This is a genomic window from Mesorhizobium robiniae (genome assembly GCF_040545535.1).
Taxonomy (GTDB): domain Bacteria; phylum Pseudomonadota; class Alphaproteobacteria; order Rhizobiales; family Rhizobiaceae; genus Mesorhizobium; species Mesorhizobium robiniae.
On the sequence record NZ_JBEPMC010000001.1, the window covers coordinates 656,371 to 682,615 of the forward strand.

General features: G+C 60.6%; 28 protein-coding genes. 26 read left to right on the forward strand and 2 right to left on the reverse strand.

The window, feature by feature from the left end; translation table 11 throughout:
• Positions 1-724 precede the first annotated feature (724 nt).
• Complete coding sequence (locus ABID19_RS03215) at positions 725-1,291, forward strand: hypothetical protein (protein ID WP_354487942.1); 567 nt, start codon at positions 725-727, stop codon at positions 1,289-1,291.
• A gap of 384 nt (positions 1,292-1,675) precedes the next feature.
• On the opposite strand, the gene ABID19_RS03220 is transcribed toward ABID19_RS03215, so the two are convergent.
• A complete protein-coding gene (locus ABID19_RS03220; protein ID WP_354487944.1) occupies positions 1,676-2,290 on the reverse strand; it encodes a methyltransferase domain-containing protein in 615 nt (204 codons plus the stop codon).
• A 128-nt stretch (positions 2,291-2,418) separates the two neighbouring features.
• On the opposite strand from ABID19_RS03220, the gene ABID19_RS03225 reads away from it, so the two are divergent.
• The 8 genes from ABID19_RS03225 (at position 2,419) to ABID19_RS03260 (ending at position 8,923) form a co-directional block, all read left to right on the forward strand.
• Positions 2,419-4,185 (forward strand): portal protein, encoded by a 1,767-nt coding sequence (locus ABID19_RS03225; RefSeq protein ID WP_354487946.1) that lies wholly within the window; start codon positions 2,419-2,421, stop codon positions 4,183-4,185.
• Positions 4,182-4,502, forward strand: coding sequence for a Bbp19 family protein (locus ABID19_RS03230; RefSeq protein WP_354487948.1), 321 nt, complete (start codon positions 4,182-4,184; stop codon positions 4,500-4,502). The genes ABID19_RS03225 and ABID19_RS03230 overlap by 4 nt, the downstream gene beginning before the upstream one ends.
• A 251-nt stretch (positions 4,503-4,753) precedes the next feature.
• Complete coding sequence (locus tag ABID19_RS03235; protein ID WP_354487950.1) at positions 4,754-7,054, forward strand: HNH endonuclease; 2,301 nt, start codon at positions 4,754-4,756, stop codon at positions 7,052-7,054.
• Positions 7,051-7,350, forward strand: a complete 300-nt coding sequence (locus ABID19_RS03240) for a hypothetical protein (protein ID WP_164759187.1) — start codon at positions 7,051-7,053, stop codon at positions 7,348-7,350. The genes ABID19_RS03235 and ABID19_RS03240 overlap by 4 nt, the downstream gene beginning before the upstream one ends.
• 8 nt (positions 7,351-7,358) lie before the next feature.
• On the forward strand, positions 7,359-7,673 hold the full coding sequence (locus ABID19_RS03245) for a hypothetical protein (RefSeq protein WP_354487952.1): 315 nt from the start codon (positions 7,359-7,361) through the stop codon (positions 7,671-7,673).
• Positions 7,674-7,722: 49 nt separating this feature from the next.
• Positions 7,723-8,154, forward strand: coding sequence for a hypothetical protein (locus ABID19_RS03250; protein ID WP_354487954.1), 432 nt, complete (start codon positions 7,723-7,725; stop codon positions 8,152-8,154).
• A gap of 171 nt (positions 8,155-8,325) precedes the next feature.
• The gene (locus tag ABID19_RS03255) at positions 8,326-8,532 is read left to right on the forward strand and encodes an SMI1/KNR4 family protein (RefSeq protein ID WP_354487956.1); all 207 of its coding nucleotides are present in this window, start codon (positions 8,326-8,328) and stop codon (positions 8,530-8,532) included.
• 184 nt (positions 8,533-8,716) lie between these two features.
• Positions 8,717-8,923: a hypothetical protein gene (locus ABID19_RS03260; protein WP_354487958.1), complete on the forward strand. Its 207-nt coding sequence runs from the start codon at positions 8,717-8,719 to the stop codon at positions 8,921-8,923.
• A 174-nt stretch (positions 8,924-9,097) separates the two neighbouring features.
• Here ABID19_RS03260 and ABID19_RS03265 read toward each other — a convergent pair whose 3' ends face one another.
• Positions 9,098-9,412, reverse strand: coding sequence for a YMGG-like glycine zipper-containing protein (locus tag ABID19_RS03265; RefSeq protein WP_354487959.1), 315 nt, complete (start codon positions 9,410-9,412; stop codon positions 9,098-9,100).
• A gap of 287 nt (positions 9,413-9,699) precedes the next feature.
• Between ABID19_RS03265 and ABID19_RS03270 the strand changes: the two genes are divergently transcribed.
• From ABID19_RS03270 to ABID19_RS03350, 17 genes are all read left to right on the forward strand, one after another.
• Entirely contained in the window at positions 9,700-10,272 is a 573-nt protein-coding gene (locus ABID19_RS03270; protein WP_354487961.1) for a hypothetical protein, read from the forward strand.
• Between the two features lie 215 nt (positions 10,273-10,487).
• The gene (locus ABID19_RS03275) at positions 10,488-11,396 is read left to right on the forward strand and encodes a hypothetical protein (RefSeq protein ID WP_354487963.1); all 909 of its coding nucleotides are present in this window, start codon (positions 10,488-10,490) and stop codon (positions 11,394-11,396) included.
• Positions 11,397-11,484: 88 nt separating this feature from the next.
• Positions 11,485-12,474, forward strand: a complete 990-nt coding sequence (locus ABID19_RS03280; protein WP_352937689.1) for a Coat protein — start codon at positions 11,485-11,487, stop codon at positions 12,472-12,474.
• A gap of 196 nt (positions 12,475-12,670) precedes the next feature.
• Positions 12,671-12,922, forward strand: coding sequence for a hypothetical protein (locus tag ABID19_RS03285; protein ID WP_352937691.1), 252 nt, complete (start codon positions 12,671-12,673; stop codon positions 12,920-12,922).
• A gap of 300 nt (positions 12,923-13,222) precedes the next feature.
• Positions 13,223-13,822 carry a hypothetical protein gene (locus ABID19_RS03290; protein WP_354487964.1) on the forward strand — a complete coding sequence of 200 codons (600 nt, stop codon included), beginning with the start codon at positions 13,223-13,225 and terminating at the stop codon, positions 13,820-13,822.
• On the forward strand, positions 13,822-16,278 hold the full coding sequence (locus ABID19_RS03295) for a phage tail protein (RefSeq protein WP_354487965.1): 2,457 nt from the start codon (positions 13,822-13,824) through the stop codon (positions 16,276-16,278). The genes ABID19_RS03290 and ABID19_RS03295 overlap by 1 nt, the downstream gene beginning before the upstream one ends.
• 205 nt (positions 16,279-16,483) lie before the next feature.
• Positions 16,484-17,143 (forward strand): hypothetical protein, encoded by a 660-nt coding sequence (locus tag ABID19_RS03300; RefSeq protein ID WP_354487966.1) that lies wholly within the window; start codon positions 16,484-16,486, stop codon positions 17,141-17,143.
• Between the two features lie 2 nt (positions 17,144-17,145).
• A complete protein-coding gene (locus tag ABID19_RS03305; RefSeq protein WP_354487967.1) occupies positions 17,146-17,676 on the forward strand; it encodes a hypothetical protein in 531 nt (176 codons plus the stop codon).
• Positions 17,677-20,217, forward strand: coding sequence for a hypothetical protein (locus ABID19_RS03310; RefSeq protein ID WP_354487969.1), 2,541 nt, complete (start codon positions 17,677-17,679; stop codon positions 20,215-20,217).
• The gene (locus ABID19_RS03315) at positions 20,217-20,657 is read left to right on the forward strand and encodes a hypothetical protein (protein WP_354487970.1); all 441 of its coding nucleotides are present in this window, start codon (positions 20,217-20,219) and stop codon (positions 20,655-20,657) included. The genes ABID19_RS03310 and ABID19_RS03315 overlap by 1 nt, the downstream gene beginning before the upstream one ends.
• A gap of 63 nt (positions 20,658-20,720) precedes the next feature.
• Positions 20,721-21,188 (forward strand): hypothetical protein, encoded by a 468-nt coding sequence (locus ABID19_RS03320; RefSeq protein WP_354487971.1) that lies wholly within the window; start codon positions 20,721-20,723, stop codon positions 21,186-21,188.
• Positions 21,189-21,636: 448 nt separating this feature from the next.
• The gene (locus tag ABID19_RS03325) at positions 21,637-21,933 is read left to right on the forward strand and encodes a hypothetical protein (RefSeq protein WP_354487972.1); all 297 of its coding nucleotides are present in this window, start codon (positions 21,637-21,639) and stop codon (positions 21,931-21,933) included.
• Positions 21,934-22,058: 125 nt separating this feature from the next.
• On the forward strand, positions 22,059-22,679 hold the full coding sequence (locus ABID19_RS03330) for a T6SS immunity protein Tdi1 domain-containing protein (RefSeq protein WP_354487973.1): 621 nt from the start codon (positions 22,059-22,061) through the stop codon (positions 22,677-22,679).
• A 108-nt stretch (positions 22,680-22,787) separates the two neighbouring features.
• Complete coding sequence (locus ABID19_RS03335; protein ID WP_354487974.1) at positions 22,788-23,261, forward strand: hypothetical protein; 474 nt, start codon at positions 22,788-22,790, stop codon at positions 23,259-23,261.
• Between the two features lie 283 nt (positions 23,262-23,544).
• Positions 23,545-23,820 (forward strand): VanZ family protein, encoded by a 276-nt coding sequence (locus ABID19_RS03340; RefSeq protein WP_354487975.1) that lies wholly within the window; start codon positions 23,545-23,547, stop codon positions 23,818-23,820.
• A 152-nt stretch (positions 23,821-23,972) separates the two neighbouring features.
• Entirely contained in the window at positions 23,973-25,202 is a 1,230-nt protein-coding gene (locus ABID19_RS03345) for a hypothetical protein (protein WP_354487976.1), read from the forward strand.
• Positions 25,202-26,206: an SGNH/GDSL hydrolase family protein gene (locus ABID19_RS03350; protein ID WP_354487978.1), complete on the forward strand. Its 1,005-nt coding sequence runs from the start codon at positions 25,202-25,204 to the stop codon at positions 26,204-26,206. Before ABID19_RS03345 ends, ABID19_RS03350 begins: the two co-directional genes overlap by 1 nt.
• Positions 26,207-26,245: the final 39 nt, after the last annotated feature.

Genomic DNA, 26,245 nt, shown 5'->3' on the forward strand with positions numbered 1-26,245 from the left:
GAAAATATCACGGATTTAGCTAGACCACGGAGCAATGCTATGGGTTCGATCGAAAGGCAGGGGCTACCTCCCATTGGCACCCGCGGGGGTTTCCATCAGCCCGGAGGACGCTCGGCGTTTCGCGGTCGATCTTCTTGAAAATTATTTTTCAGGTCCTGATGCCTATTTCCCAGACGGTTCAAAAAAACCTCCATACAGCCCGAACTTGGACGCACTCAATGGGATCTATGACCCTGATCCGCCCCGGAAAAAGAATACGCTGGTCGAGAAACTTTATGATCTCCAATCCAGGCTCGTTGATCAAGCCCAGAGGGCCTATGTACAGTCTTTGATAGGCGGGATGATTGATTTCAGAGAGAAATTTGGCGAGCGGCTAGAGTATGAAAACGAAGTGAGGCCATTTCTAAATTCACCGGTATTCCCCGATTATCAAGGCCGTTTTCCAAAGCTTCAGCCACGCATGCTTCGGCCAATACCCTAGTTCGAGAGAAGGGCGGGCTTCTGCGACCGAGCCGACCAACTGGCAACGTGAACACCGCCACCATGGCGAGGATGAGCGGACCTCGACAATGCCTCCTATAGTTGTATTATAGTATTATCGCGTCGTTTTGGTTGTGGCAAGCCCCGTGGAAGCGGCGACGGCATTTTTTCGACAATTGCGATGGCAGGACACCGAAGGTCTCGGCGGCGCCGCCTCGACCCGGGATGACGAAGGATATACATGATGCTCCGTATCATCCCGGCAACCCTGCGTGACCTCTCCTATATCGCCGCCAATCTGCGGCCCGAGGACCGAGCTGAGATCGACTGCCAGCTTGACCAGTGGTCGCCGGCGCTGCTGGCGCTGACGGCGTTGCAGGGGTTTGCCTATGTCGCCGAGCTGGACGGCAATCCGGAAGCCGGCTTCGGCGCCGCCGAACAGCGCGGCGGCTTATGGATCGCCTGGAGCTGGGGCACGCGCCGCATGAGGCGCTGCGTGCCTGGGATTTCGCGGTTCTTTCACGAGGTGCTCGGGCCGCAGGTTGCGGCGCGGGGCGCCTGGCGGGTCGAGGCGCGGGCGCTTGCCGCCAATGAATTGGCGCTGCGCTGGCTTGGCCGGCTTGGCGCCACTGAACGCTGCCGTTTACCTGGCTATGGCCGCAACGGCGAAACCTTCATCCTCTTCGACTGGACAAGAGAAAGCTGGAACCATGTGCCTGTTGCAAAAACCACCCGCCTTGAAGCCGCTGCCTTCGACACCGACCATCGCCGACAAGGACGTGCAGGCGCGCGAGGCAGCCTTGCGGGCTGAACTCGAGCAGCGCCAGGGCACTGCCGGCACGGTGAAGACCGATCTCGCGCCCGGTGATCTCACCGGCCAGCGCCGCGTACTTCTGGGGGTATGAAATGGGCGCGATGAAACGGGTGTTCAGGAACCGGGGTGGCTGGCCCTGGTGGACCTGGCGGCGGCTGGCGCGGCTGGTGAAGCGGCGGCAGGGGTAGCGCCAAGCAGGCCCCCCTCTGTCCTGCCGGACATCTCCCCCTCAAGGGGGGAGATTGGCAGTTTCTACCTTTTGCCAGCCCTCCAGCGTTGGTGGTTTGCGAAAGCCGACGCGACATCCGATCTCCCCCCCTTGAGGGGGAGATGGCCGGCAGGCCAGAGAGGGGTGTTCAAGCGCCAGCGTTTCTCCGAGTCTCATCTTTTCTTCGCGAACGCCCAGACCATCAGTGGATATTCCTCGTCGTTACTGAGGTCGCGCCATAGGCCGTAGGCGCGCACCGGGCCGCCGATATGGGCTTTTGCGCAGGCTTTGTTGCCCCAGCTGAACACCTCTATGCCCGCTTCCGGAAAGCCGCCTTCGACGAGCACCTGCTTCAGGCCGGCTGGAGTCCAGCGGTTGTAGTCGTGCGGCCTGGCATGGACCCTGAACAGGAACGGCGTCGCCACCATCGCCCAGCCGCCCGGTCTGGTCATGGCGTGGATATTCTGTGCCGCGGCGAGCGGGCGTTGCACATGCTCCAGCACCTGGTCGGCGATGACGACGGAATATTGCTGGTCGGTGCGGTCCTTGCAGATGTCGAAGTCGGGAAAATCGACCGACGTGTAATTGGAGCACATCGCCTTCCAGTAGCGGTTCCAGCCGGGCGACACCTCGATCACGTCAGACGATTTGCGGCCGTCCGCCTCAAGAAACGCGGTGAACGCCTCGATCTGCCTGATGCGCAGCCAGTTGCGGGAATCGTAGCCGACTAGCCGCTTCGCAACCTGCTTGCTTCGCCTCGTCAAGGCACCGGATAGGCTTTCCGTCATTGCCACATTGGCCTCCTGCAAAGGCCCACCGCGCCATCTTTGAACATCGAAAAAGTGGGCAAAATTCGACTTGCTCCCTGAAAAAGATCTGAGCCTCGAACAAGCGACACCACCGAAGAAAGATTGCCATGACAAGCGATTCCCGTGCCCAAGATATCCTGTCGCGACAGGCGGAACTAGAGAGCGAGCGCAGCCAGTATGAGGCTGTCTGGGAGGCGGTGTCGGAATTCTGCGATCCCGATGCGCCCGATTTCTGGAGTAGCCGCCGGCAATCCGGCGCAGGCTCACAGGTGGAGCGGCAGGAGCGGCGCGGTGCCCGCGTCTACGCCAACACCATCAACTCGGCCGCCAACCGGTTGGCTGCGGGGCTCGAAAGCCTGATCATCCCGCAGTCGGAAAAATGGCACGGGCTGTCGACCGCCGCTGTGAATGACGAGGAGACCGACGAGGAAAAGGAGTGGGCGGAAGCGCTTCGCGACTTCCTGTTTGCGCTGCGCTATTCCGCCAATTCGAACTTCGTGCCGGCGACGCAAGCCTGCCTGCGCAATGTCGTGCGCTACGGCCCGGCCTATCTCTATGCCGAGGAGGGTTTTGGCGGCGCGCTGATCCGCTATGCCTCGATCCCGGTGGTCGAGGGTTTTCTCTCGCGCAACCGTTGGGGCCAGGTCGATATTTTTCACCGCCGCTACGAGCGGACCGCGCGGCAGGCGGCGCAGCTGCTCGGCTATGAGAAGCTGCCGGCGCGGATCAAGATGCTGGTCGACGACCCGGCCAAATGCGAGACGAAGATTTCGCTGATCCAGTGCATCCAACCGCGCGACGAGCGCAAGATGTATCGGCTGGGCGGCTCCTACCAGTATCTCGACACGGCATTCGCTTCTTATCACGTCATCGAGGACGAGGAGGTCATCGTCAGGGAGAGCGGTTTCCGCTCCTTCCCGGTGTCGTGCTTCAACTGGCGCCGCTACGAGGGCGACCCCTATGGCATCTCGCCGACCATCGAGGCGCTGACCACGGTGCGCGAGGAAAACGCCGTGCGCCGCTCGGGCCTGCGCGCCCTGCAGCAGATCACCGATCCGGCCACCGCCTCGAAGGCGCGGCTCGACTATGTGCCGGTGCTCAATCCCGGCGAGAATTATCCCGGCCTGATCGACGACCAGGGACGGCCGCTGATCGCGCCGATCGCCACCGGCCAGAACCCGACCTATGCGTTCAATTACGCGGAAAGCCGGGCCGAGCAGATCCGCGACATGATGTTCGTCAACCTGTTCCAGACGCTGGTGCAGAACCCGCAGATGACGGCGACCGAAGCCCTGATCAGGCAGGAAGAGAAGGGCGCGCTGCTCGGACCATCCGGCTCGATCATCCAGGCTGGATTCGCCAGCAATCTCGACCGCGAGTTGGGCATCCTGGAAGACAAAGGACTGTATGACGAAGACAGCCGCTTCCTGCCGCCGGCAAGCCTGGCCGGCAAAGCGGTGCGGCCGACCTTCACCGGTCCGCTCGACGTGCTGCGCCGCTCGGCCGAGGCGCGCGACACCATCCAGGTGGTCACCACGGCCATGCAGATGGCGCAGTTCGATCCCGGCGTGATGGACAATATCGACGGCGACGAGGCGCTGAAGATCGTGCAGAGCGCCGGCCGCAGCCCGCAGCGCATTTTTCGGCGAAAGGACGAGGTCGCCGGCATCCGCGACGCCAGGGCCAAGGCTCAAACTGCGCAGGCTGGTATGGCGGCGATCGCCAACGCTGGCAAGGTCGCCAAGGATGCTGTGCCCGCCGCCGTGCAGGCGCGCGACAGCGGCCTGCTCGATGACTTGCAAGGCATGCTGCAGGGTGGTCAGGCCGGGCCTGACATGCCGGGCGGCCCGGCTGCGCCGGGTGCCGGCGTATGAGCCGCAAACGTTTCGCCCATTCCGGGCAGGCCGGCGGTCCGGCCAAGGCGCGCGATGCCCTGGCCAAGGCCTATCTCAGGGTGTTCTCCGGCCAGGATGGCGAGATGGTGCTGGCCGACCTCGCCGCGACGACAGGCTATTACCGCCGCCCGTCCTATGGCGAATGGATGGCCAGGACCAGGACACCGAACGGCTTCGAACTTCATAGTGCCTTGAGCAATGCGCGCGCCGAAGTGGTGCAGCACATTATGGGGTTTCTGACGCTGGACGAGGCACAGCTGGCGGCGCTGGAGAAGGCGGCGAGGCTGGAGGGGTAAGGACTTCGGAAGCGCTGGCCTCACCGCGGTTACGACCCGCTCCGGCGTATCATTCAAACGAGTCCACGAACCCGCCCAGCTCACAACCGGATCAGAATACGGCCCCTGAAGGCCAAGCCCTGTTTGGCTAATGGCGCCGTCACTAGCGACCTCCCCAAAAATTCATGACTCGGCGAAGGCGGCGGCATCCGGCCGGATCGCCGGCGCAGCGCTGCGATCTCCGGCGCGGCGCCACTGCAGGGAACAATCAAATGGCGACCATTCCTCTCCAACTGGCGCAGCGCCGGCTCGACACCGGCAATGCGGTGCAATACCCGCAGGGATCGCCGGTCGGCGCAGCCATGCAAGGTTTTGGCGATGAGCTTTCCGCTGTCGCCGAGCGCCACCAGCAGATGAAAGAGCAGCAGGAGGCGTTCGACGCCGAATTCGCGCGTCGCCGGTTCAACGGCCAGATCGCGCAAGCGGAAGACGAGGTGGCGGCGAATGCGCCGGCCGACGGGACCGGGCTGCACGAGTCCATGTATGGCCAAGTCGATCCGCGCACTGGCCAGGCGGTCAAGCCTGGTCTGTTCGACAAGCTGTTCGACGATGCCTTGCCGAACATGCCCGAGAGCCAGCGTGCCAATTTTGCCAGACAGAAGGAAGCGATGCGCGGGGTTGGCGGGCTGCGCATGGCGCAGCGCCAGTTTCAGCGGCGCCAGGATTACGAGCAGGCCCAGGTCGACACGGTGCTGCAGACCAATGCCATCGCCATCGGCAAGGCCAATCTCGACGACATCGTCACCTTCGAAGTGGCCCGCCAGGACGGGATCGATCTCATCGACAAGATGGGGCTCGACCCCGGGATCAGGCAGCAGAAGGTGAAGGACTGGTTCACCGCTGCCGCGAAGGCGCGTTTCGAGGCGCTGATCGCCAAGAATCCGCAGCGTGCCCTGGAGATGTTTGGTGTCGGGACGCCGGCCGAGTCCTCCGGCGGAGATGCCGCCAGCGATACGACCCAAGCGGCAGGCAGCTTTGTCTCGGACAACTCAAAGGCATCTGATGGGAAAGGTGACCGCGTCGGCAGGCAGACGCCAGATGAGCGTGTAGCGCAGGCGTTTAGGGACGACCTTTCGCAACCGGAACAAGCAGCGCTGGTTCGGCAGGCGGAGGCGGCCAAAACGGCTCAGCAGGTTGAGATTCGAACCAACATCGGTCTGGCCGAGCAGAACGCGCCGGACGCCATCGCAAGGACCGGCGCCTATTCCGGCAAGATGCCTGGCCGGGATGCCTTCAGGATCGCCTATGGGCTCGACGAGGGCGACAAGCGTTTCCAGGATTTCGACTGGCGGGCCGATGTCGGTCGTCAGGTTTTCGGCATGCGCACCATGCCGAACCAGGCGATCCACGCGGCACTTCGCGACGCCGATTCCGGGCCGAACGGTTCGCAGGAAGACCCGGCGCGCCGTGACGCGACCGCCGCCGCGGTAGGGCTGGTCATGAATCACAGACGGGCCGACGCCGGGGGCTACGTCAGCGACGTGTTTCCCAATGTCGATGCTGCCTGGAAAGCCGTGATCGGCGGCGGGCTTGAGGATCCAGACGGCTATGGCAAGGACGCCTATGACACAGCGATAGCCATGTCTGTCGCCGCGCAGGAACACTTAGGTATCGATAACCCCCAGCCCGTGCCGCTGTCCATTATCCGTGATCTCTCCGACAATTATGACAGCCCGAGTATGTACCGGCAGGACATAAACGCGAAGGTAGGCGCGCTGCTTGCGGGAACGTCCGGCCCTATTGCCCGACCAGCCGTGGCCCGGCAACTGGCCGATGCCGATCTAGGTTGGATTATGCCGGTTGAGTCTGGCTACAAGCCTATGTCGACGCGTTCAGTGTTGGCATCGCAGGCCAAAGGTCTTGGCAAGGCGGCCGCCAATGCGGGGATCGGCGCAGCTGAACTTGCGGCCAAGGTGCTCACCATGGCTGCTGATGGCAACAGCCAGGCAACGATCAACTCCCCCGATTTCACGGAGGCTTATTACAAGCCGGCAAACCGTGTTGAGAATCTGATGATGCATCAGGGATCTGATGCATTGAGCTGGTCGATACCATGGTCCGCGGTTGGTCGAGCCGCTGTTGCCGAGAAAGATATATTACGAGCAGTTGAGCCGACGAGTGACATAGCGGCAAAGCGTGCCGAAGTACTCGGCGTAATTCCGGCGCCAACAGGCCAGTTCTACAGTGTAATACATGAGATGCGATTGGACCCGACCTTGTATCCGGGCTCGTCGCGCCCAGTACACGTCCAAGCTGCAAACGAATCCCTATTGCAAACGATGGAGGGAGAAATTGCTTTCGCTCAGGATTTGCTGAATCAGGGTCTCAATCTTCAGCGAACGCCGACAGAGCTAGCCCCCCGCGCTGCACCTCCCGGCTTCAGCTGGCACCACGCAGATGAACCCGGTGTAATGCAACTCGTCCCTAGATCTCAACATGATCGAGGGAGTATCTTCCAGAAAACACTGCATCCGAATGGTCGAGGAGGATTTTCCCTATGGGGAAAAAAATGAAGTTGCTGGATATCGTTGGCCGGTTGTCGGAATTTGACGAGGAGGACCCGGTCTACGCAGCGGAGCCCACAATCTACGCGGCGGAGCCTTGGACAGAGGATTCAGACGCGATGGTTTTGCCTCAGCAGGATGGGGTGTTGGTACCACCCGAGGCAGCTAAAGAGGGCCTGGCATACTTTCTCGAAATCAACCTTGCAATCGAGATTACCGAGGCTTTGGTTGCGTCGCAGAAAGAAAAGCCAAGCATTTCCGCCATCTGCGAACGCGTTATTTATTATGCCACCTATGATGCGTGAGAGGTTAAATGTTGACTAACCCACGTTATGACGGACAGCCGCTGCTTAGACTGCTCGATGTTTATGTGCTCTGGGCGATCGGAGAACTTTCTCAAGAGTCGGAGGATGGCTTGAAAAGGATGGCCCCCAAACTGCAATCTATCTATGGCGGCGATGGACAATGGCATGACGCAATAGCCCAGTCTATGCACATGCCTGAGGGAATGCCGGCAGCAATCCGGGATATGTGGGCAAGGAACCTCAAAATCGCCCGCGACAATGATGTAACTCTCACACCGCAGAAATTTGCGGAGATGTTCGTGGACGAAAATTTCGTGGGTTGAGCGTTCCTCTCTCTAGAAGTTGCACGACAACTTCTCCTCCACTAGGTGAATGATGGACTATTTCTACATAAAGCCCGACGTCGCCGGCGGAATTGGCCGTGGCACCATCATGGACACAAGCGTTCATCCCCCTGTTGTAAGCAAACTCATCTACCAAATGGAAGGGTGGTTCGGCGATGTTATCATAACGACGTTCCCGTGCTTTCTCGTCGTGGCTGAAGTCAAGCAAGCCTTGCAGAACATCGGCTTCTCGGGTGCGAACTTTGCTCACGCCGAAATCACGAAGTCGGAAGACTTCCTGGAACTGCAGCCCCACGTAGAACTCCCGCAGTTCGTGTGGTTGAAAGTGGATGGGAAGGCAGGTCATGATGATTTCGGCATTGCTGGCGATCTGCGTCTGGTCATCTCCAAGCGCGTGCTGGATCTACTTGACGACTTTGGTATCCCATCCGCGACGGTTGAGCCTTACGACGGTCGGTAGGCGCTATTGTCGCCTTAGTTCGCGCACTGCAGTGGATATGCATGAAGTCAATCCAGTGAAGTTTGGTGGCAGTCCGATCGACTCCTCCAACAAGATCGTTCTGCCTCGCGATGTTCATCGACAACAGGGTACGCCGTGGTGGATCAGTTGCTGAAAGACCTGGGAGGATAAATGGGACATATCTTAACTGAGGGACAGTTCGATGCACCGGCTGAATCCGCAGTCGTCGATGGCCTGTCCGCACGGTTGGGAGTGGCGCTGCCCACGGATTACATCGACTTCCTCAAAGAGCATAATGGAGGTGAAGGCTTCATCGGCGACAGCTATGTAATTTTTTCAAGGCCGAAGAATTTGGCTGACTTCAATCGAGAATATTAGGTTGAAAAATATGCGCCAGGCATCCTCTTGTTCGCATCGAACGGAGGAGGGGAAGCCTATGGCTTCGACACCGACGATGTGGAAATGCCAATCGTGCGCATCCCGTTATATTTATGGAACGGCAATCCGCCGAGAGGATAGCGCGAGACCTCGCCGATCTATTTGCTCGGCTGGAGGACTCGAAATGAGCGCCCAAGATACAAATTCGCGCTCCAAGGGCGTGGAACTGTTCGAGCTCACACCGATTGCGGTTGGCGGCGATCCAGTCAGTTTGGAGAACAAGATCTGGTTGACCAGACAAGAACATTTTGAGGCGGTGCGCTACTGGAATCGAGCTATCGCGATTCTGCGTAAGGCGGCGCTGGAGAAGGCGGCACGGACGGATGGGTAGGGTGCGGGAGCACTGACCTAGCGGAGGCCCGCTTCGGTTTGCAAGCCCACGGACCTACGGGGAGGATGCCGGCAGGGCAGGTGAGGGGCGGTGCCAGCATTTCAGAATTTTTGCGCTGCCCCTCGTCCCTCTGCCGGGACCTTCTCCCCGTGAACGGGGAGAAGGGGGCTACGCTCAATAATTGCCGTCGTAGTAACGGTCGTCGCAAGGTGCGGTGTAGATGCGGCCGCTGTTGCGATCCTGGTAGCGGCAAAGCTGCTCGCCGCGCCGCTGCGGCGTGGTCGCGCTGCCGACGACCGCACCCAAAAGGGCGCCGCTGGCTGCGCCGATAACCGTGCTCTTGGTGTTGCCGCCGATCGCCTGACCGACGAGCGCGCCGCCGGCGCCGCCGATCAACGCGCCGGTTCCGGCTCTCTGCTGGCCTTCGGTCTGCGCACACCCTGCCAGCACGGCAGTCAGAAGCGCGGCGGCAATGGCTTTCTTAATCATGTAAAGTCCTCCTTTGAAGGCCGAAGGGCCGAATAAATTCCCAAGTGCGGGCGCATTGCGGCGGAACGGGGGCACCGCGCCTCACGAAATAAGACATGGTTTCTTTCGTCTTGATGAACGAGGCTTTTCGTTCGGAAAGTTCATGGTCAAACAAAAAAACCATAAAAATCATGGTTTAACAAGACGATAGAGCTGGGCTCTATCGAAATGAATCAGGCTCGGGCCGTAACGAACCCGCCTGCGGCGAGTCCAGTCGATCCCCCAAATCCCCAAGAATGGAGAATGCCATGACCCGAGGTCTTTCCCGGACGCTTTCCCGTGCCGCGGCCCGCGAGGCCGGCTTTGCCCCGCCCAAATCCGGGCTTGCCGCCAGAACGAGCGGGCAGGGCGGCGCATACCGCACCGTTTTTTCGTTCAACGCCATGCAAGTGCCGGTCACCGATGCGCTTGCCTATGCCAGTCAGAAGCTTTTCGATTTTCTCGGCGGCAAGGTGCGCATCAAGGGTGGCACCGCAAGGCTGCAATTCGCCGTGCTGACCACCCGCGCCTCGACCATCAACGACAATGCCGCACTCACCTGGTCGCTCGGGTCGGCGCCGGCGTCGAGCGCCGCGCTCGCAGGCACCATGGTCAACGTTCTGGCCGCGACCGGCCGCACGCTGGACGGCGCCGGTGTTGCACTATCGACCGCATCGGTCGCCGATGTGGTTGCGGCGTTGACGCTCGATGGGACTGCGACGCCGGTCGATCTTTACCTGAACCTCGCCTTCGCCACCGGCACCGACGTCGACGCCGATGGCACGCTGGCAATTACGGGTACGATCACGCTGCTCTGGGAGAACTGGGGGGATAATGTCTAGGCGTTAATCTCCCCCCTTGAGGGGGAGATGTCGCCGAAGGCGACAGAGGGGGTCGGTGCGACCGGGCGTGCCCCCCCTGCGACAGATGGAGGTTGGCGCCCCACGCGCTGGTACCCCCTCTGGCCTGCCGGCCATCTCCCCCTCAAGGGGGGAGATACCAGGCCCGCCGCCTGCTCCCATCATCAGCCTTTAACCTCAACACAAAGGAACATCTCATGACAGATCTGGCAGACGTCGGGTCCGTGGCGGCTTTGCCACCGGCGGGCAACCTTGCACGGCCACCGGCCATCGGGGACAACGGGTCCGCCCCGCCGGCCGCCAAAAGTTGGTTTGACGGTCTTTCCGAAGGCAACCGCAAGCTTGCTGAAACCAAGGGCTGGACCAAGCCTGACAGCCTCGATCGGGTTTTCACATCCTATGCGGAGCTGGAACGGCAGCAGGGTGAGAGCCTGCGCGTTCCCGCAGCGGACGCACCTGGGGAAGTCTGGGACAGGTTCCATGCCCGGCTGCCGGAGGCGATGCGTCCGCTGACATCGCCTGACAAGGTCGAGTACAGGCGGCCCGACGGGCTTCCCGAAAACTTCGCCTATTCGGATGAGCTCGCCAACGCCTCCAAGGCCTGGGCGGTCGAAGCAGGTGCCACCCCAAAGGTGGCGCAGGCTTATCATGACCGCTTCGTCGGCTACATGGCCGAGCAGGCCAAGGTGCAGCAGATCGCCCTTGCCCGGTCGGTCGAAGCCACTCACGACGACTTGGTCCGCGATTGGGGACCGACCGACAGCGACGGCTTCCGCCAGAGACTGGAGGTCGCCAACCGGGCAATGAAGAAGCTCGGCCTGGTCGATGCCTACAAGGCGAAGGGTATCCTCCTGCCTGACGGCGCCTTGACCGATCCGCAAATCGCCAAGGCGTTCCAGGCCATCGGCGAGGCGATGTTTAGGGAAGACACGATCGACGGTGGCGCGGCTCTGATTGGAGGCAATCCCTTCAAGCGCAACGCCGCCGGCGAACGCAACCTGACTGACATCTCAGCCCTCGTCAAAAGCGACCCCGCCCGCGCCCGCCGGCTGGCACGCGAGGCCGGTGAAAACCCGGACCTGTGGATGCCCAACAACCCCCTCTGAAGTTGGACCATGATCTCCAGCGAAAACCGGTTCCCATTTTTCGGGATCATGGTCTAGCCGCCCCCACCAAACCTGAAGGAAGACAAAAATGGCAGACGCCTATACCCGTATCGCGGACGCGATCGTTCCGTCCGTCTATGCACAATACTCGTTCGAGGAGCATGTCCAGTCGCTCGAGATCTATCAAGCCGGGATCCTGTTTTCCGACCCGGCCATCGCCTCGAAACTCTCAATGGGGGGCCGCTCCGTCGACATGCCTGGCTGGAAGGATCTCGGCAACGATCCGTCCGAGCCGGTCAACGACGATCCGGCCGATTCGATCGAGATGAAGAAGATCGGCGCCCGCCGCGAGGTCGCTGCCCGCAATGTCCGCGCCCAGGCGTGGGGCATTCCTGACCTGACCTCGATCCTGGCCGGCGACGACCCGCAGAAGCTGATCGTGCGCCGCCAGACCGACTACTGGCAGCGTGCCAACAAGCTGACGCTGCTCGGCATCCTGAAAGGCGTGCTGGCCGACAACATCGCCAATGATGCGGGCGACCTGGTCCGCACGACCGGCGCCTCCATCGTCGACACCGACATCATCGAAGCCGCCTATCTGATGGGCGACCGCGCCGACAAGTTCAAGACGATCTGGATGCATTCGAAGCAGATGAAGGCGCTGAAGCTCGCCGACCTCATCGACTATGTGCCGCCCTCCGAGCAGGGCGGGCCGCTGATCCCGTACTACATGGGCTTGCGGGCTGTCGTCGACGACGACATTCCGGTGGCGGCGGGCGTCTACACGGCCTTCATGTTCAAGGACAAGGCGATCCTGTGGAACGAGCTGCCGGTCAACACCGAAGGCGGGCCGCTGGAGTTCGACCGCAAGCCGCGCCAGGGCCATGGCGGCGGCGTCACCGAAATGGTCGGCCGCCGGCACTTCGTCCCGCACGTTCCGGGCACGCGCTTCCTCGACGCCTCTTCGGCCGGCGAATTTGCCACTGACGCCGAACTGGCGCTGGCGGCGAACTGGGACCGCACCGCGTCGAGCGTCAAGAACATGACCTTCATCGCGCTGAGGACGACCGAGGCCTGAGCGGGGCCAGAAGGGGCGGGCCCCGCCCCTTCTGGGCGCTAGACCGGCCATTTTGGCGAATCCCAATTCGCGCGCCGTGCTGCCCAAAGTGATCCGAGTAGATCTGGCTACACTGCTGTTGCACGTCGACCAATCGCCGTCACCGAACGGTTACACAAAAGGGCGATGCTGCTTTTCTTGGCAAAGGAGGGTGATCATGAACATGACATACAAGGCAGTTCAGGAAGTGCTCCGAAAAGCGGGCATTGTCATGAGCAAAAAGGGGGAAGTTCACCGAATAAACTTCTTCAGCGGTCTGGAAAACACCGCCTACTACACGACAAGTCTTCAAGATGCTCTGGACAAGGGTTTGGCGATGGCGGGGGGCACTGGAAAGCTGCAAGCAAGCGCTCTTGCCAAGCCAGCCGAAGCAGGGCGGCGGATCTCGACGAGCGCACGCCTCGGCTGATGCCGCGGGATTTCAGGCCGCAAGTCATCGCCGCGTTGGCCGGCGACATCGTGAAACTGCAATAGCCATAATATTATCGTCTTTTTTCGTGCTCGAACGGGCACAAGGGACCAAAAATGCAGCTCGAGCCACCCGTTCCTGACGGGTGGTTGGTATCGTGACGGGTTCCACGCACAAGACGTGCGAACGTTTTGCTCAAGCCAAAAATCACCAAATCCCCAGCCGCTACGAAGCGGCTTTTTGCCGTGGGGCCGCCATGCCCTGCCTTTCCCGATCCACACTGACGGAGGCCCTTAAATCATGGCCATCACCCCGCTTGACATCGCCAACATGGCGCTTGGCGTACTCGATGAGGCACCGATCGATTCACTTGACCAAGATGTGAAACCCGCGCGTTTGCTCAATATGCATTTCGACCTGACGCGGGAGGCGGAATTGACGAAACACGCCTGGGTGTTCGCCATCCTGGCGGCTGCCGTCGCCGGGTCCGATACCGGCAGCGGCGAGGGCACGCTGAACTTTGCCTATGAATTGCCAGTGGACTGCCTGCGGCCCTTGCCACTGACCCACAATGGCGAGCCGGACGGCATCCCGATCTCGTGGCGCCAGGAGGCCGGGCTGATCTATTGCGACCAGCCGGGGCCGCGCCTCATCCGCTACGTCGCCAATCTGACCGATCCGAACGACTGGGACGCGCTGTTCACCGAAGTGCTGGTTGCAGCGCTCGCCACCAAGATCGCGCATCCGTTGACCCACAAGGCGGGCATGATCGATATCGCCCGCGGTGCCTATGACCGGGCGCTCGACGCGGCGTTCCACGCCAACGCCATCCAGCGTGGCGGCAGGCTTTCGACATCGTCCTGGGCGATCCAGCGCGGCGATATCAGGTGTGTGCGCTGATGACGACGCTCTATCCGGTCCAGGACACATTCGTTCGTGGCGAGATCAGTCCGCGATTGCACGCGCGCGCTTCGCTCGATCTTTATCGGGCAGCGCTTTCCAAATGCGAGAACTTCGTCACCTTGCCGCATGGCGGCATCAGGAAACGCGGCGGCACCATATTCGTCGGCGAGGTAAAGAACGCGGCCAAGACAACACGCGGCATCCCGTTCATCTTCTCCTCGGAGCAGGCCTACTGCCTGGAGTTCGGCGATTTCTATATCCGGGTCTATGCCTATGGCGCCCGCGTTGGCACGGTCGAGATCGCTTCGCCCTATGCGGAAGCCGACCTCTTCGATCTCGCCTATCTGCAATCGGCCGACCAGATGTGGATCAGCCACAAGGACTATCCGCTGAAGGTGTTGACCAGGACAGCGCACACGACATGGACGCTGAAGGATTACGAGTTTGACGACGGCCCTTACGACGCGATCAACGATACATCGACGACGCTGACGCCGGCCGATTACGGCTCGCTGACACCGGCGATGACGGGTCTCATCTCACCATCGGGAACTGTTACATCGACCAGTGCGGCGGCCGATGCATGGGAGGCTTTCGACAAGGACGTCGGCACCGACGTTGAATGGAGCGGAGTAACATCCGGCTTTGTTGGATATCAACAAGCTGGCGGGGCACAGGTCATCGTCGACGCTTACTATGTCACCGCAACAGACAGCGTCAACGTTGGCCGCCAGCCTGTTTCGTGGAAGATTGAAGGTTCGAACGACGGCTCTACATGGACGGCGCTTGACAGCCAGACCGGGCAATCCGGCTGGTCTGGTGGCGAGACGCGATATTACGAGTTCTTCAACAAGGCGGCGTTCGAATATCACCGCTTCCGTTGGTTGAGCGTCAACGGGCAAGGATCGTCCCAGTTCGCCGAAGTGACCATGAACAAGGCGGCGGCGAGCCAGACGCCGTTCAATCTCACAGCCTCTTCGATCATCGGGATAAATGACGATGCTGGTTTTCAAAACAGCGATATCGGGCGGGCTGTCCGCTTGCTGGGCTCTGACGGCCGCTGGCGCTGGGCGAAGATCATCAGCCGGACCAGCGCCACGGTCGTCACCATCCAGCTTTATGGACATGCGCTGCCCGATCTTAGCCCAATTACCCGCTGGCGGCTCGGGACATTCGTGCCCGGAAAATATGTCGAAAGCGGTTCGCTCCATGAGGAACGGCTGGCGTTCAGCCGCAGATTTTCGGTCTATGCGTCGGCGACCGGCGACTTCGACAATTTTGCGCTGGGCGAGAAGGACGACGCCGCGCTGGAATTCGTCCAGGCCGGCGGCGGACAGGCCAACGACATCGTCTGGATCGCCGATTCCGACGGCGCGCTTTTGATCGGCACATCAGGCGGCATCCGGGCGCTGTCGGGATCCGGCATCGACGAGGCGCTGACGCCGTCCTCGTTCAAGAACCGCAATTCGCGCACCTTCGGCTGCGCCCGCATCCGCCCGGTCGCTGCCGGGCAGTCGTTCCTCTATGTCACCCGCAGCCGCAAATCGATCGCCGAGCTGGTGCAGACCTCGGTCAATAAGTTCACCTCCGACGACATCGGCCAGATCTCCGAGCATATTCCCAAGCAAGGCGTCGTCGAGCTGGCGTTCCAGACCGACCCGGATCCGGTGCTGTGGTTCCCGCTCGAAAATGGTGAGCTCGGGGGCTACACGCACCAGCCGTCGCAGGACGTGCGCGGCATGCACCGGCATCACCTCGGTGGCGCCTTTACTGGTTCGGAATGGGCGATCGTTGAAAGTGCGGTTGTGACGCCAGGCCAGAACGGCGCCGACGATATCTGGCTGTTCGTCAAGCGCACGCTCAGTGGCGTGACCAAGCGCACCATCGAGATCATGACGGCGCCGTTCGAATATGGCGGCCTCGACGACGCCTTTCAGGTCGATTGCGGCCTGACCTATTCGGGGGCCGCCGTCAACGCAGTCTCCGGGCTCGATCATCTCGACGGCGAGAGCGTCGACGTGCTGGCCGGCGGCAAGGTCTATAAGGCCCTGCCCGTCGCTGCCGGCCAGGTGGCGCTGCCGGGCGGCGCCGTGGCCAGTAAATGGCAGGTCGGGCTCGGCTACCACTGCGAGGCCAACACTCTGGAACTCGATGTGGGCGGCCGCGACGGTTCGATCATCGGCCGCCGCAAGAAGGTCGCCAAGGTGATGCTGTCGCTGCTCGAGACCGACACGTCAGGGCTCGAAGTGCAGTCTTTCCTGCGCGGCCGCTGGGAAAAGGTGCGCATGCCGAGCATCGTCGCGCCAGATGGCCGGGCGACGCTGTTCACCGGCAATGTCGAAGTGCCGATCGACGACAGCTGGGAAGGGCAGGGCAGAGTGAAGATCCGCCACGTCAACCCGACGCCTTGCACCATCCGGGCGTTCACGCCGGTATTTGATGCCGAGCCTTAGCAAGCACTGATCTCCCCCTCGAGAGGAGATGTCGCCGAAGGCGACAGAGGGGGTCGCACGTCCTGACGCGGCCTCCTTCGCCTCCATCGCGGGCGAGAACGCCGGCGCTCCTCGCGAGACGACCCCCTCTGGCCTACCGGCCATCTCCCCCTCGAGGGGGAGATCACCCGCTCCGCTCTCCATTGCTTTCCACAAGGAACTCCCCGTGAACACAATCCCCCATGCCGAAGATCTCGGCAGGGCGCGCACGGCTGCCGATTTCGCTGCCGTCATCGCCTTGCTCGACACCGACCTCAACAATGCTGCCGCCCGCAAACAGGAACTGGAACAGGCCGAGGATCGCGCGATCTTCGGCAACGGTGACCTGGGCGAGGTGCGCGTCGCGCTCACCGACTGCAATGCGGCAATCGCGCTGCTGGAGAAAACCGTCGAGGCGGTGAACAAGCGCCGCGCCGAAGCCGCCGAAAGCGAAGCCCGCGCCGACATCGCAGCACTTGGCGACGAGATCAAGTCCAAGGCCGCTTCGCTTGGCGAGCGCTGGCGCACCGTCAAGCGGTTGATCGAACAGCTGCGCCAGGAGCTGTTCGAGGCCGATGCCTTGAGCCGCACCATTGCCACCGCCAACGGCCTGTTCGACGCCGCCGGCGTTGCCGAGCTGAAGATCAATCTGACCACCACCCGGCGCGCTGCCATGGGCGGATCGCGCGCGGCAGTGCCTGCCCGTCTCAGCCGGCCGGCGATCCAGGCCGACAGACTGCTTCTGTCCTTTCTCAGCCCCGGCGGCGCGCTCGACCCGCGCCCGGCGCTCGGCGCGCCGGTGGAAGGCGTCAAAAGCAAATTTACTCCCGCCAGCGAACGAGGCTAACCATGTGCACACTTGCCCTTATCGGCACGGCTCTTTCGGTCGGCGGCGTGCTGGCCGAGGGCCAGCAGTCGCGGCAGATGGCCGATTATCAGGCCAAGGCCTATGAGCAGCAAGCGCAGGCCGACGCTCAAAGCGCGGCCTTTGAACAGGGCCAGGAGCGTCACAAGCAGGACCTCTTGCTGTCGCAGGCGCGCGCCCAGGCCGGCGCCTCTGGCGTCGGTATATCAGGTTCGCCAGCCGAAGTGTTGGCCGCCAATGCCAGGCAGGGCCAACTCGACCTCAAGGCGATCCAGTACGGCTCGCAACTGCGCCAGAACAATCTCACCACGCAAGCCGGGATCTCGCGCTTTTCCGGCAAGCAGGCGGTGGCCGCCTCGATTTTCAAGGCCGGCGGCAATCTCGTCGACGGCCTCTCCAAAATCCAGGACCCGACCAAGGCGGCGGTCCCAGGCGCGGCAGCCAACGCGGTGCCGAGCCGAGCCGTGATCTTCGGCAGCTCGGCCCTCAGGGCCCCGTGGGCAGGGAACAACTAGATGGCCACTATCCCTCTCCAGCTTGCACAGCGCCGGCTCGATACCGGTAGCGTGGTTTCCTATCCCGGCGGCTCGCCGCTCGGCGCGGCCATGCAAGGCTTTGGCGACGAGCTTACGGCCGTCGCCGAGCGCTATCGGCAACGCAAAGAGCAGCAGGAAGCGTTCGATGCCGAGATTCTGCGCCGGCAGTTCGACGGGCAGATCGCGCAGGCCGAGAATGACGCGACCCAGAACGCGCCGGCAGACGGCGCCGGCCTGCACGACACAATGTATGGCCAGGTCGACCCTCGCACCGGCCAGGTGGTCAAGCCGGGCCTGTACGACACGCTGTTCGACGGCATCCTGCCGAAGGTACCCGAGAGCCAGCGCGCAAATTTCAGCAAGCAGAAGGAAATCCTGCGCGCGGCCGGTTCGGCGCGGATGGCCACCAGGCAGCAGGCGCGCCGCGACGAGTATGAGCAGGCCGAGTGGAGCAAGGTCGATAACTTCTACACCGGCTCCATCGCGCAGAGCGATCCCAACGACACCGCAGCGTTCGAAGCGATCCGGCAGAGTGGGCACGACCTGATCGCCAAGATAGGCAATCCGGCAGCCAGGCAAGCGGCCGAAGCGGCCTGGCGCAGCAACACGGCAAAGGCGCTCGTCCAGGCGATGATCGCCCAGGATCCGAAGCGTACCGCCGAGATGCTGAGTGCGGGGCCGGTCGGCGGCAGGACCAAGGACGATACTGTCGAGTCTGTCGGTGGACCGCCGGCGAGCGGGTCTGGCGTGCTGGCTTCGCGCGATGCGCTTTCTGGCGGCCTTCCGCCCGACGAAAGACCGGTCCGCGGAAATTCCGTGGAGCCCGACGGAAAGACAGTCTGGGCGGCCGGTCCCTGGATTGCCGACCTATCGCCGGACGCCGTGCAGGATCTCGGTCAGAAGGCGCAAGCAGCGACTGCCGCAAATTTGGTCGATGCGCGCATCAACATCTCTCTCGCTTACCAGAATGCGCCGGAAGCCCTCATGTACACCGGCAACTATTCCGGAGAGACACCGGGTCCAGAGGCGTTCACAGCCGTCTATGGCGTCGAGGACGGCGGTAGACAGTTTCAGGACTTTAACAGGACGTTCGATGTCGGTCGCCAGGCGTTCGGCATGCGTATCAAGCCGAACGCCGCCATCGAGGCTGAGGTTCTGGATGCCAGGCCCAAGCCCAACAGTGCCACGCCGGAACAGGATCAGGCGCGGTATGAGATAATCAGCTCTGCGGCCCTGCAGGTTCTGTACGCCCGGTGGACGGACGCTGGGGATTTTGTTCGCAAAGTCTTCCCGAATGTGGACGCGGCCTGGAACAAGGTGACCAGGCCGGACAGTGAGTCCTGGAATCGCAGGGGAGAGCCGGATAGTTATGATCCGGGTGCCTATAGCAATGCGATGGCTGCGTCTGTCGCCGCGCAGAAGCAACTGGGCATCGAAAACATCCGGCCGCTACCGCTGGCCGTTGTCCAAAACATCGTTGAGGCGTCCAACGACAAGGATGTCCCGCGGGCGGACAAGGATGCCATCCTCCGCGATCTGTCTGCAGGAGCTCCCAATCCCACCGTTCGGGCAGCTCTGTCCCAGCAACTGGCCGACGCAGGCCTCCCTCAGCTAGCCCAAAGTGCCCCAATCACACCGGCGGCGGAGCCGACAGCGGCGCAAGAAACGGGGGCGTCACTTCCCACCGAGCCTTCTGGCAAGGACCAATCAGTCCTCGGCCAAGCCGCCGCCGACTTCGGCGACTATGTCACCGGGGGCTTTGATGCTCTCGGGCGAATTCCACATGACATCGGGATATTTCTCGAGGATTTACGCCGTGACCCTCTGGATGCAGTTGTCGCACTTTCGAACTCTGTACCCAATCCCGCATCCGGAGCGCCTGCTGCAAGCGTCGCGGCTTTAAAGTCACTGAGCCAAGCCCTCACGAAAGGGCTAATCACAATCCGCACCAGCGGTGTAGGCAAGCTCGCCAAGCCGTTGGAAGAGTTTGCGGCTAAACGTTCGGACGCTGCGTCTGAGCTTGTGGCGGAAGGCCAGTCAATTGCTCGAGCCGTCGACACGAAGTATCTTGCAGCAAAGCAAGCCGCTCTTCGCTTAAGAGCAGGTCCAAAGCCTGACAAGGCGGAACTTGCCGAGATAGTGGACTCAATTGCCAGAGATCCATCTGGCGTAACGTACGCAGGAGCAACGTTCGGAAAGGCTGCGTCAAAAAATTATCGCAAAACGTTTCTCGACGCGCACCCTAATTTGGAGGGTGCCGTGGTAGTTCATCATGCAGCAGAGCGACAGGTTTTAAAAAGGTATCCTGGGCTTGTCACTGAAGAGGAGATGCACTCATTACAGAACCTTCGTGGAATCCCTAAAGAATTGGATGACCTTCTGCACAAGGTAGTTTTTCGGTTCGAATGGGACGAATTTTACAGGTTGAATCCCAGCACCAATCGTCAGCAGATGATAGACTACGCTAGCTACATAGACAAAAAATATGGCTATCTGTTCAACCCTCCAGTAGGTGAGTGATGCAATTTTTCTACATAAGGCCGCATGTGGCTGGTGGCTTTGGCGAAAATACGGTTCTGGACACTAGTGTTCACCCGCCAATCGTAAGCAAGCTTCACTACCTGGTAGAAGGATGGTTTGGTGACGTGCTGGTCACGACCTTTCCTAGCTTTCTCGTTACCGAAGAGACCGAACGCGCGCTGTTGGACATGGGCTTTTCGGGGGCAACGTTCGCCGATGCCGAAGTGACCACCTCCGAAGCGTTTCATGAGGGGCAGCCCGGGCCGGAGCTTCCACCTTTTGTCTGGCTGAAAGTGAATGGGCAACCGGGCCGCGACGACTTCGGAATCTCCTCAGATTATCGCCTTGTCATCTCGAAACGCGTTCTCGATTTGCTTGAGTCATTGGGAATTCCGTTGGCTATCGTTTACCCTTTCGAGCCCTCGCAAGAGCAACGATAAAGGCGGTGCGGCTCCGCAGCGTCGATTGGTGGAGAGGTGAGGTTAGGGGTCTCGGAGAGAAACATGGATGATGCCAGCCCCAACCTAAGCAGCGTCAAGCCTCTACCGCCCGGCAACCCGCGTGGCACTGTCGAATTCAAGGCCGCCCATCATCAGGCGCGTGCATATCTGGAATCCCATAACTGGATATCGGCCATCAAGAGCGAATATCTTGGGTACCGCTGCGATGGCGTCATATTTGTCTTTCTCTTTGAATTCGTGCCAGCCAAGCCGGATGTACCGTCATGGACATGGGTGATCGTCGGCGACATACCTTCGGCGTATATAAGCTGCCATTACGCCAAGACACCCTATGTTGCCCTAGACGGCTATATAGGCGCGATGGAAGAGTGGGTCGAAGCGGCGCGAGAGGGTAAGTCGGTCGCGGACATTATCCCGGTCAACGTGCCGGCGACTCCTGCCTACGCTGAAATGTTAGGCAGTCGTCTCAAGTTCCTTAACAAGAATGTGCTTCCTTTGCTTCCAAGGTGATGTACGGCAGCTTCCCTGCAAGCGTCCTCAAGCCCGCACCACCTATGGGAGTAGAACAAACCCGACCTCGCCCTGGATACTTGCCTGGCGTCGCCGAATGCGGGCCAAAGCTTTCTGACAGGGACGGCACTAGCCGAGCGCCTTTAGGCCAGTGCAGAGGCGGTGCCATTTAGCCTAAAAACTCTAGACGTTTCTATTGCTTTTGTGCAACTTCCGGTAGAAAGTGTTGCAAGCTGCTCAAGCGGATAGGGTCCGGATAGTGCTTGGCGCCGGCGTAACGGCTGCGATGTTTGCCGCCGGCTCAAAGGGGTGAGGGTTGGTCACAACGCTGAGGCGATGGGTTGTCACCGCGTGGTCGAAGGCATGGGCACGGCCATCTGTACAGTCGGCGACGCGATACTATGACATTCGACCCGATGTGGCAGGTGGGTTAGGTCGGGGCACCGTCATGGATACAAGTGTACATCCTCCTGTCGTAAGCAAGCTTGTGTACCAGATGGAGGGATGGTTCGGTGACGTTCTCATAACAAGCTTTCCATGCTTCCTTGTGACGGAAGACGCCGCGCACGCATTGTCAAAAATCGGCTTCACCGGAGCGACATTCGCCCCTGTGGAAGTCGTAGCGTCCGAAGATTTCCGCGAACTTCAACCCGAGGTAGAGCTTCCATCTTTCGTGTGGCTGAAGGTAAACGGGAAGGCGGGGCAGGATGATTTCGGGATCGCCAAGAACCTTAACCTCGTCTGATCAGAACGCGTCTTCGATGTCTTTGATGAAAGAGGTCTCCCTTCCGCTACCATAAAGCCGTTCGACGGTGGGCAGGAGTAGATTAGGCACCGTCAGATTAATCGGCTGGATGATTGGAGAGCGCAGTGTTCGAAACATTCCGAAAAAACTTTCCGGTGGACAGCAGGATGCCGGCGGACCCAGGCAATTTTTCCCTGGATACCAAAGTACCTGGGTTGAACGAACTGTTGACCAGTTTCGGCGGCGCGTCGTTCAAGGGCTATCTGTACCGCGTTATCCGGGCGCAGGACGTGGCGCGGTGGAACGCGCGTGTCTGTTTGGGTTTTCCTGAATTCACCGGCCGGATCACCTGCTTTGGTTACGATTGGCAGGGCTCGGTGTTTGCAGTTGATAAGCAGAGGCTGGAACAGGGAGAGCCTGGTGTTCTTATGTTTGAGCCGGGCACAGGCAAGGCCCTTAAGATACCGGCCAATATCCAAACCTTCCACGAAGTTCAGGTCATACAAAACGCAGATGCGGCATTAGCCGCCAACATCTACGCAGACTGGCGTGAGGCCGGCGGGGCGGAGCCAGCCTATGCGCAATGCATAGGGTACAAAAGACCGCTGTTCCTCAGCGGGGAGGACGAAATCGAAAATATGGAACTGTCGGACGTGGAAGTCTATTGGCACTTGATGGGCCAGCTTATAGCTAAGGTCAAAAGCTTGCCGCCGGGAACGCCTGTCAACATCCGGGACCTTACCTAAAGACAGGGTCTCCGCCGAGCAGCAATCTACACCCTTGTGGGAACCTGTCGCAACGCGACGGTTCGTTTTGGTCAATAGATGGTCCGGGGACAGGCCGTGGAGAATAACATGAACACAGCCACCCCGGACCTCGGTAGAGTCAGTCGTTTGCCGCTTCCGGCCGGCGATCCGGATGCAGACGATAACCTTGACTCAGCTCTTCTCGAAGCTCGTCAATATCTTCAGTTCTATGACTGGGGAAAGGCTATCAAAGGCGAATATCTCGGATATGGTGCCGAGGGGATAATCTATATTTTTCTCTTCGGGATTTCACCCGGCAGACCAGATGTGCCCCAATGGATATGGGTAGTCGTGGGTGATGTACCTCCAGCATATTTACCCGGCGACGACCTCAAGACTCCCTATGAGGCGCTGGACGGATATATCGGCGCCATGGAAGAATGGGTTGAAGCCGCACGGCAAGGAAAGTCGGTGGCGGATTTGATCCCGGTCAATGTTCCGGCGAATCCCGCCAACGCCGAAATGCTGGATCGACGCCTCAAATTCCTCGATGAGAAGGTACTGCCGGACCTTCGAGAGTGATGCATTGGCGCTTGCCAGCAAGCGCCGGCAATCGTGCCAGGCGGCCGCGTTCAGTCGCGCTGTCATCGGGCGGTGGTCTGATTGTGGTCATGATGGTAGCCTATGGCATTCTCCAATTGTCCCGCAAGCGGGTGGCGGGGAGACCATGCCAGGCCAGCCGACTTTCAGATGAAGGACCGTTCCTATCTTGTTGCGTTTAGACTCTTATCCAATCGCCGCAAGGATCGTTTTTCTGGTCACGTTGGCCGGCGTTCTCATGCTCGCTCTTCTGCCGGTGCGGTTCTTGCCGGATCTCGGCATGGCCGTTCATGATGACAAGCTCAATCACGCCGCCGCCTTCGCCGTTTTGGCTGCCTTGGGAAGTCTTGGCTGGCCTGAGCACAAGGTAAGGCTGATTGTTCTCCTCGCTTCTATCGGCGCGGCGATCGAGATTCTTCAAGGCGCGCAGTTGATAGGGCGCGATCTGGATGCACTCGACTGGGTTGCCGACTGCGCCGGCATGGCGTGCGGGCTGACGATCGCCAGCTGGACAAAGAGGCGCGTTGGCGGATTGCCGTAGGCCGCAGCGGTCTTGGGCGCCCTTTTTCTTTCAAGACAGACCCCGGCTAAACTCTGGACACGCCATGGACCCGCACGTCCTGTGGGTGCGCTGAAATCATAGAGCACTTTTCAGGCCTCGCTTCGCGGGGCTTTTTTCATGGAGCAAGCCTGATGGCCCGACCTGCAACTGCCGCCGTTCGACTTCTGACCGGCGAACGCGAACCCGTGCGCCTGGCAACCACGGCCAACATTATCCTCCAGGGACTCAAAACCATCGACGGTGTCATGACCGAAGTCGGCGATCGAGTGCTGGTCAAGAACCAGACCGACGCAAGACAGAATGGCATTTACACGGCGAGCGAAGGCACTTGGTATCGCGCCGCCGATGCTCGCTCGGCCCGCACCTTGCAGAAGGGAACAACTGTTCACGTGCAGGAAGGTACGGTTTCGGCGGCCTTTACCTATTCGTTCCAGACATTCGATCCAGTGATCGGCACTGATGACATCCTCATCACCTTCTATCTATCTGACAACCTGGTAAGCGATGCGACGGCTGCCGTGGATGCGTTAGTGGATGAGGCGGCAATCTCGGCGGCGCAGGCTGCGGCACTCGCCGGGCCGGGATACGGCATCAACATCGGCAGCCCGATCGACCGCCCATCCGACTTCACGGTGACTGGTTCAGATATGGGCATCCTGCACATCGTCACAGCCCCCCTTGGCGTCACGCGGCTCGTCACCATGCCGCCCGCCAATGCGCATGTCGGCAAGGCCATATCGATCCTCGTTCCGTTCGATGAGGACGGCATCGTCCAGCTTCTCGCAACGCCGGGTCAGGCGAGCAGCTTGGTCAGCGATTACGGGACCGACCAATTCTACCTCTGGGCGGGCGAGCAGATCACGCTTTACGCCTCGACGTTGAGGTGGATCATTCTCGACTGGAAGAAAAACCCTATGCATTTGCAGGCATCCGCGCCGTCCACCGATGTCGCGCTGCCCACGGATCAGACACCGGTTGAAATCACCGGCTGGACGACGACAACGGCTGGCACCTATTTGCGGCGTTCTGCTCTTGCGCTGGATGGTGGGGCTCCGGTCCGTGCCCGGCTTCCCCGCAGAGGAGTCTATCTTCTTGAATTTGAGTGTTTCGTCACATTTTCCCTCGCCCCGTCAAGCCTTTATGCCTACGTCAACCAGGCGGGCTCCAGCGTCATAGCAAATCGGGGATATATGCAGCTCATTCAGCCGCCGACTCCGACGCAAGGAGTGATTCGTCTCAAGCAGATGTTCTCCAACAACAGGATCACATTGAACCTATACCTGCTTTGCTTAGGTGGAGCGGCACCTGTTCTCGCCGGGAGCTCCTCGTCACCCCGTATTCGTTTGACCGAGTTGGCGTGATGGTTGCTTTCTGGCGTCTGACAGACGAGAGCCCGCCCGTCATCATCTATGACACTTACTTGCCGAACGCTGCCGAACTGCTGGTTTCGGATTATGCCGGCATTGCCGAGCGAAGCGCTGCAACATTGTGCTTTCTGCGGCCGATCTCGGAAGGCAATAACTACAAGCACGCTGCCCCGGGGAGCCGCGTTTCGTTCATCACCAATGCGACAAGCCTGCGACTGACGCTGTTCTGGAATGCGTTGATCACCCGGCTTGATACATTCCGGTCGACCGGCTCGATCCTGATCGACGGTATCGAAACCCTGACCTTTGCCTGCCCCTTCGCTGCGAATGTGGCGGGAAAATCCGAGCCGGTCTTCGCGTTGCCGGCCGGCTCGAAAACGGTGACAATCGTTTGGCCCTATGCGGCAGGGCTCGAACTTCACAAAGTTGAAGTGAACACCGGCTCAGCGATGGCGATTGCAGCGCGACAAGGCGTCAAGCTCGCCGTCGCCGGAGACAGCATTTCGCACGGTTTTTCGGCCACGCGCTCGACGCTGACCTGGTCCTATAAACTCGCGGTCCTCAAAGGCTGGCAACTTGTCAGTATTGCGAACGGCAGCGAGGGAGCCGTAGCGGCCAATGGTTCGGCGCTGGCAGGGCTGGGCGCTGACCGCGTGACGTACATGATCGGCTACAACAATTTTGTCGCTCAAACGCCAATCGCGACGTTTCAGACCGCCGTGCAAGGCTGGATCGCCAACGCCAGGGCGGCGCTACCGGCGGCCAAGATCTACCTCGTCAGCCCGATCTACTCGCCAAACAGCAACACCATCACCCTCCAGCAATACCGGAACGCCGTGCAGGCGGCCGAGCTGGCGGCGGGAGACGCGGAAACGTTCTTCATAAATGGGCTTTCGATCATGACCAACAATGCCGACCGGCTGGTTGACGGCATCCATCCAAATGACATCGGCGCGGCAGAGTTGGCTGCAAATATCTCGCCTTTAGTGAGTGTGTAGCCGAACTGCTCTGGACGGCATTCTTGAGCTATGGCACGC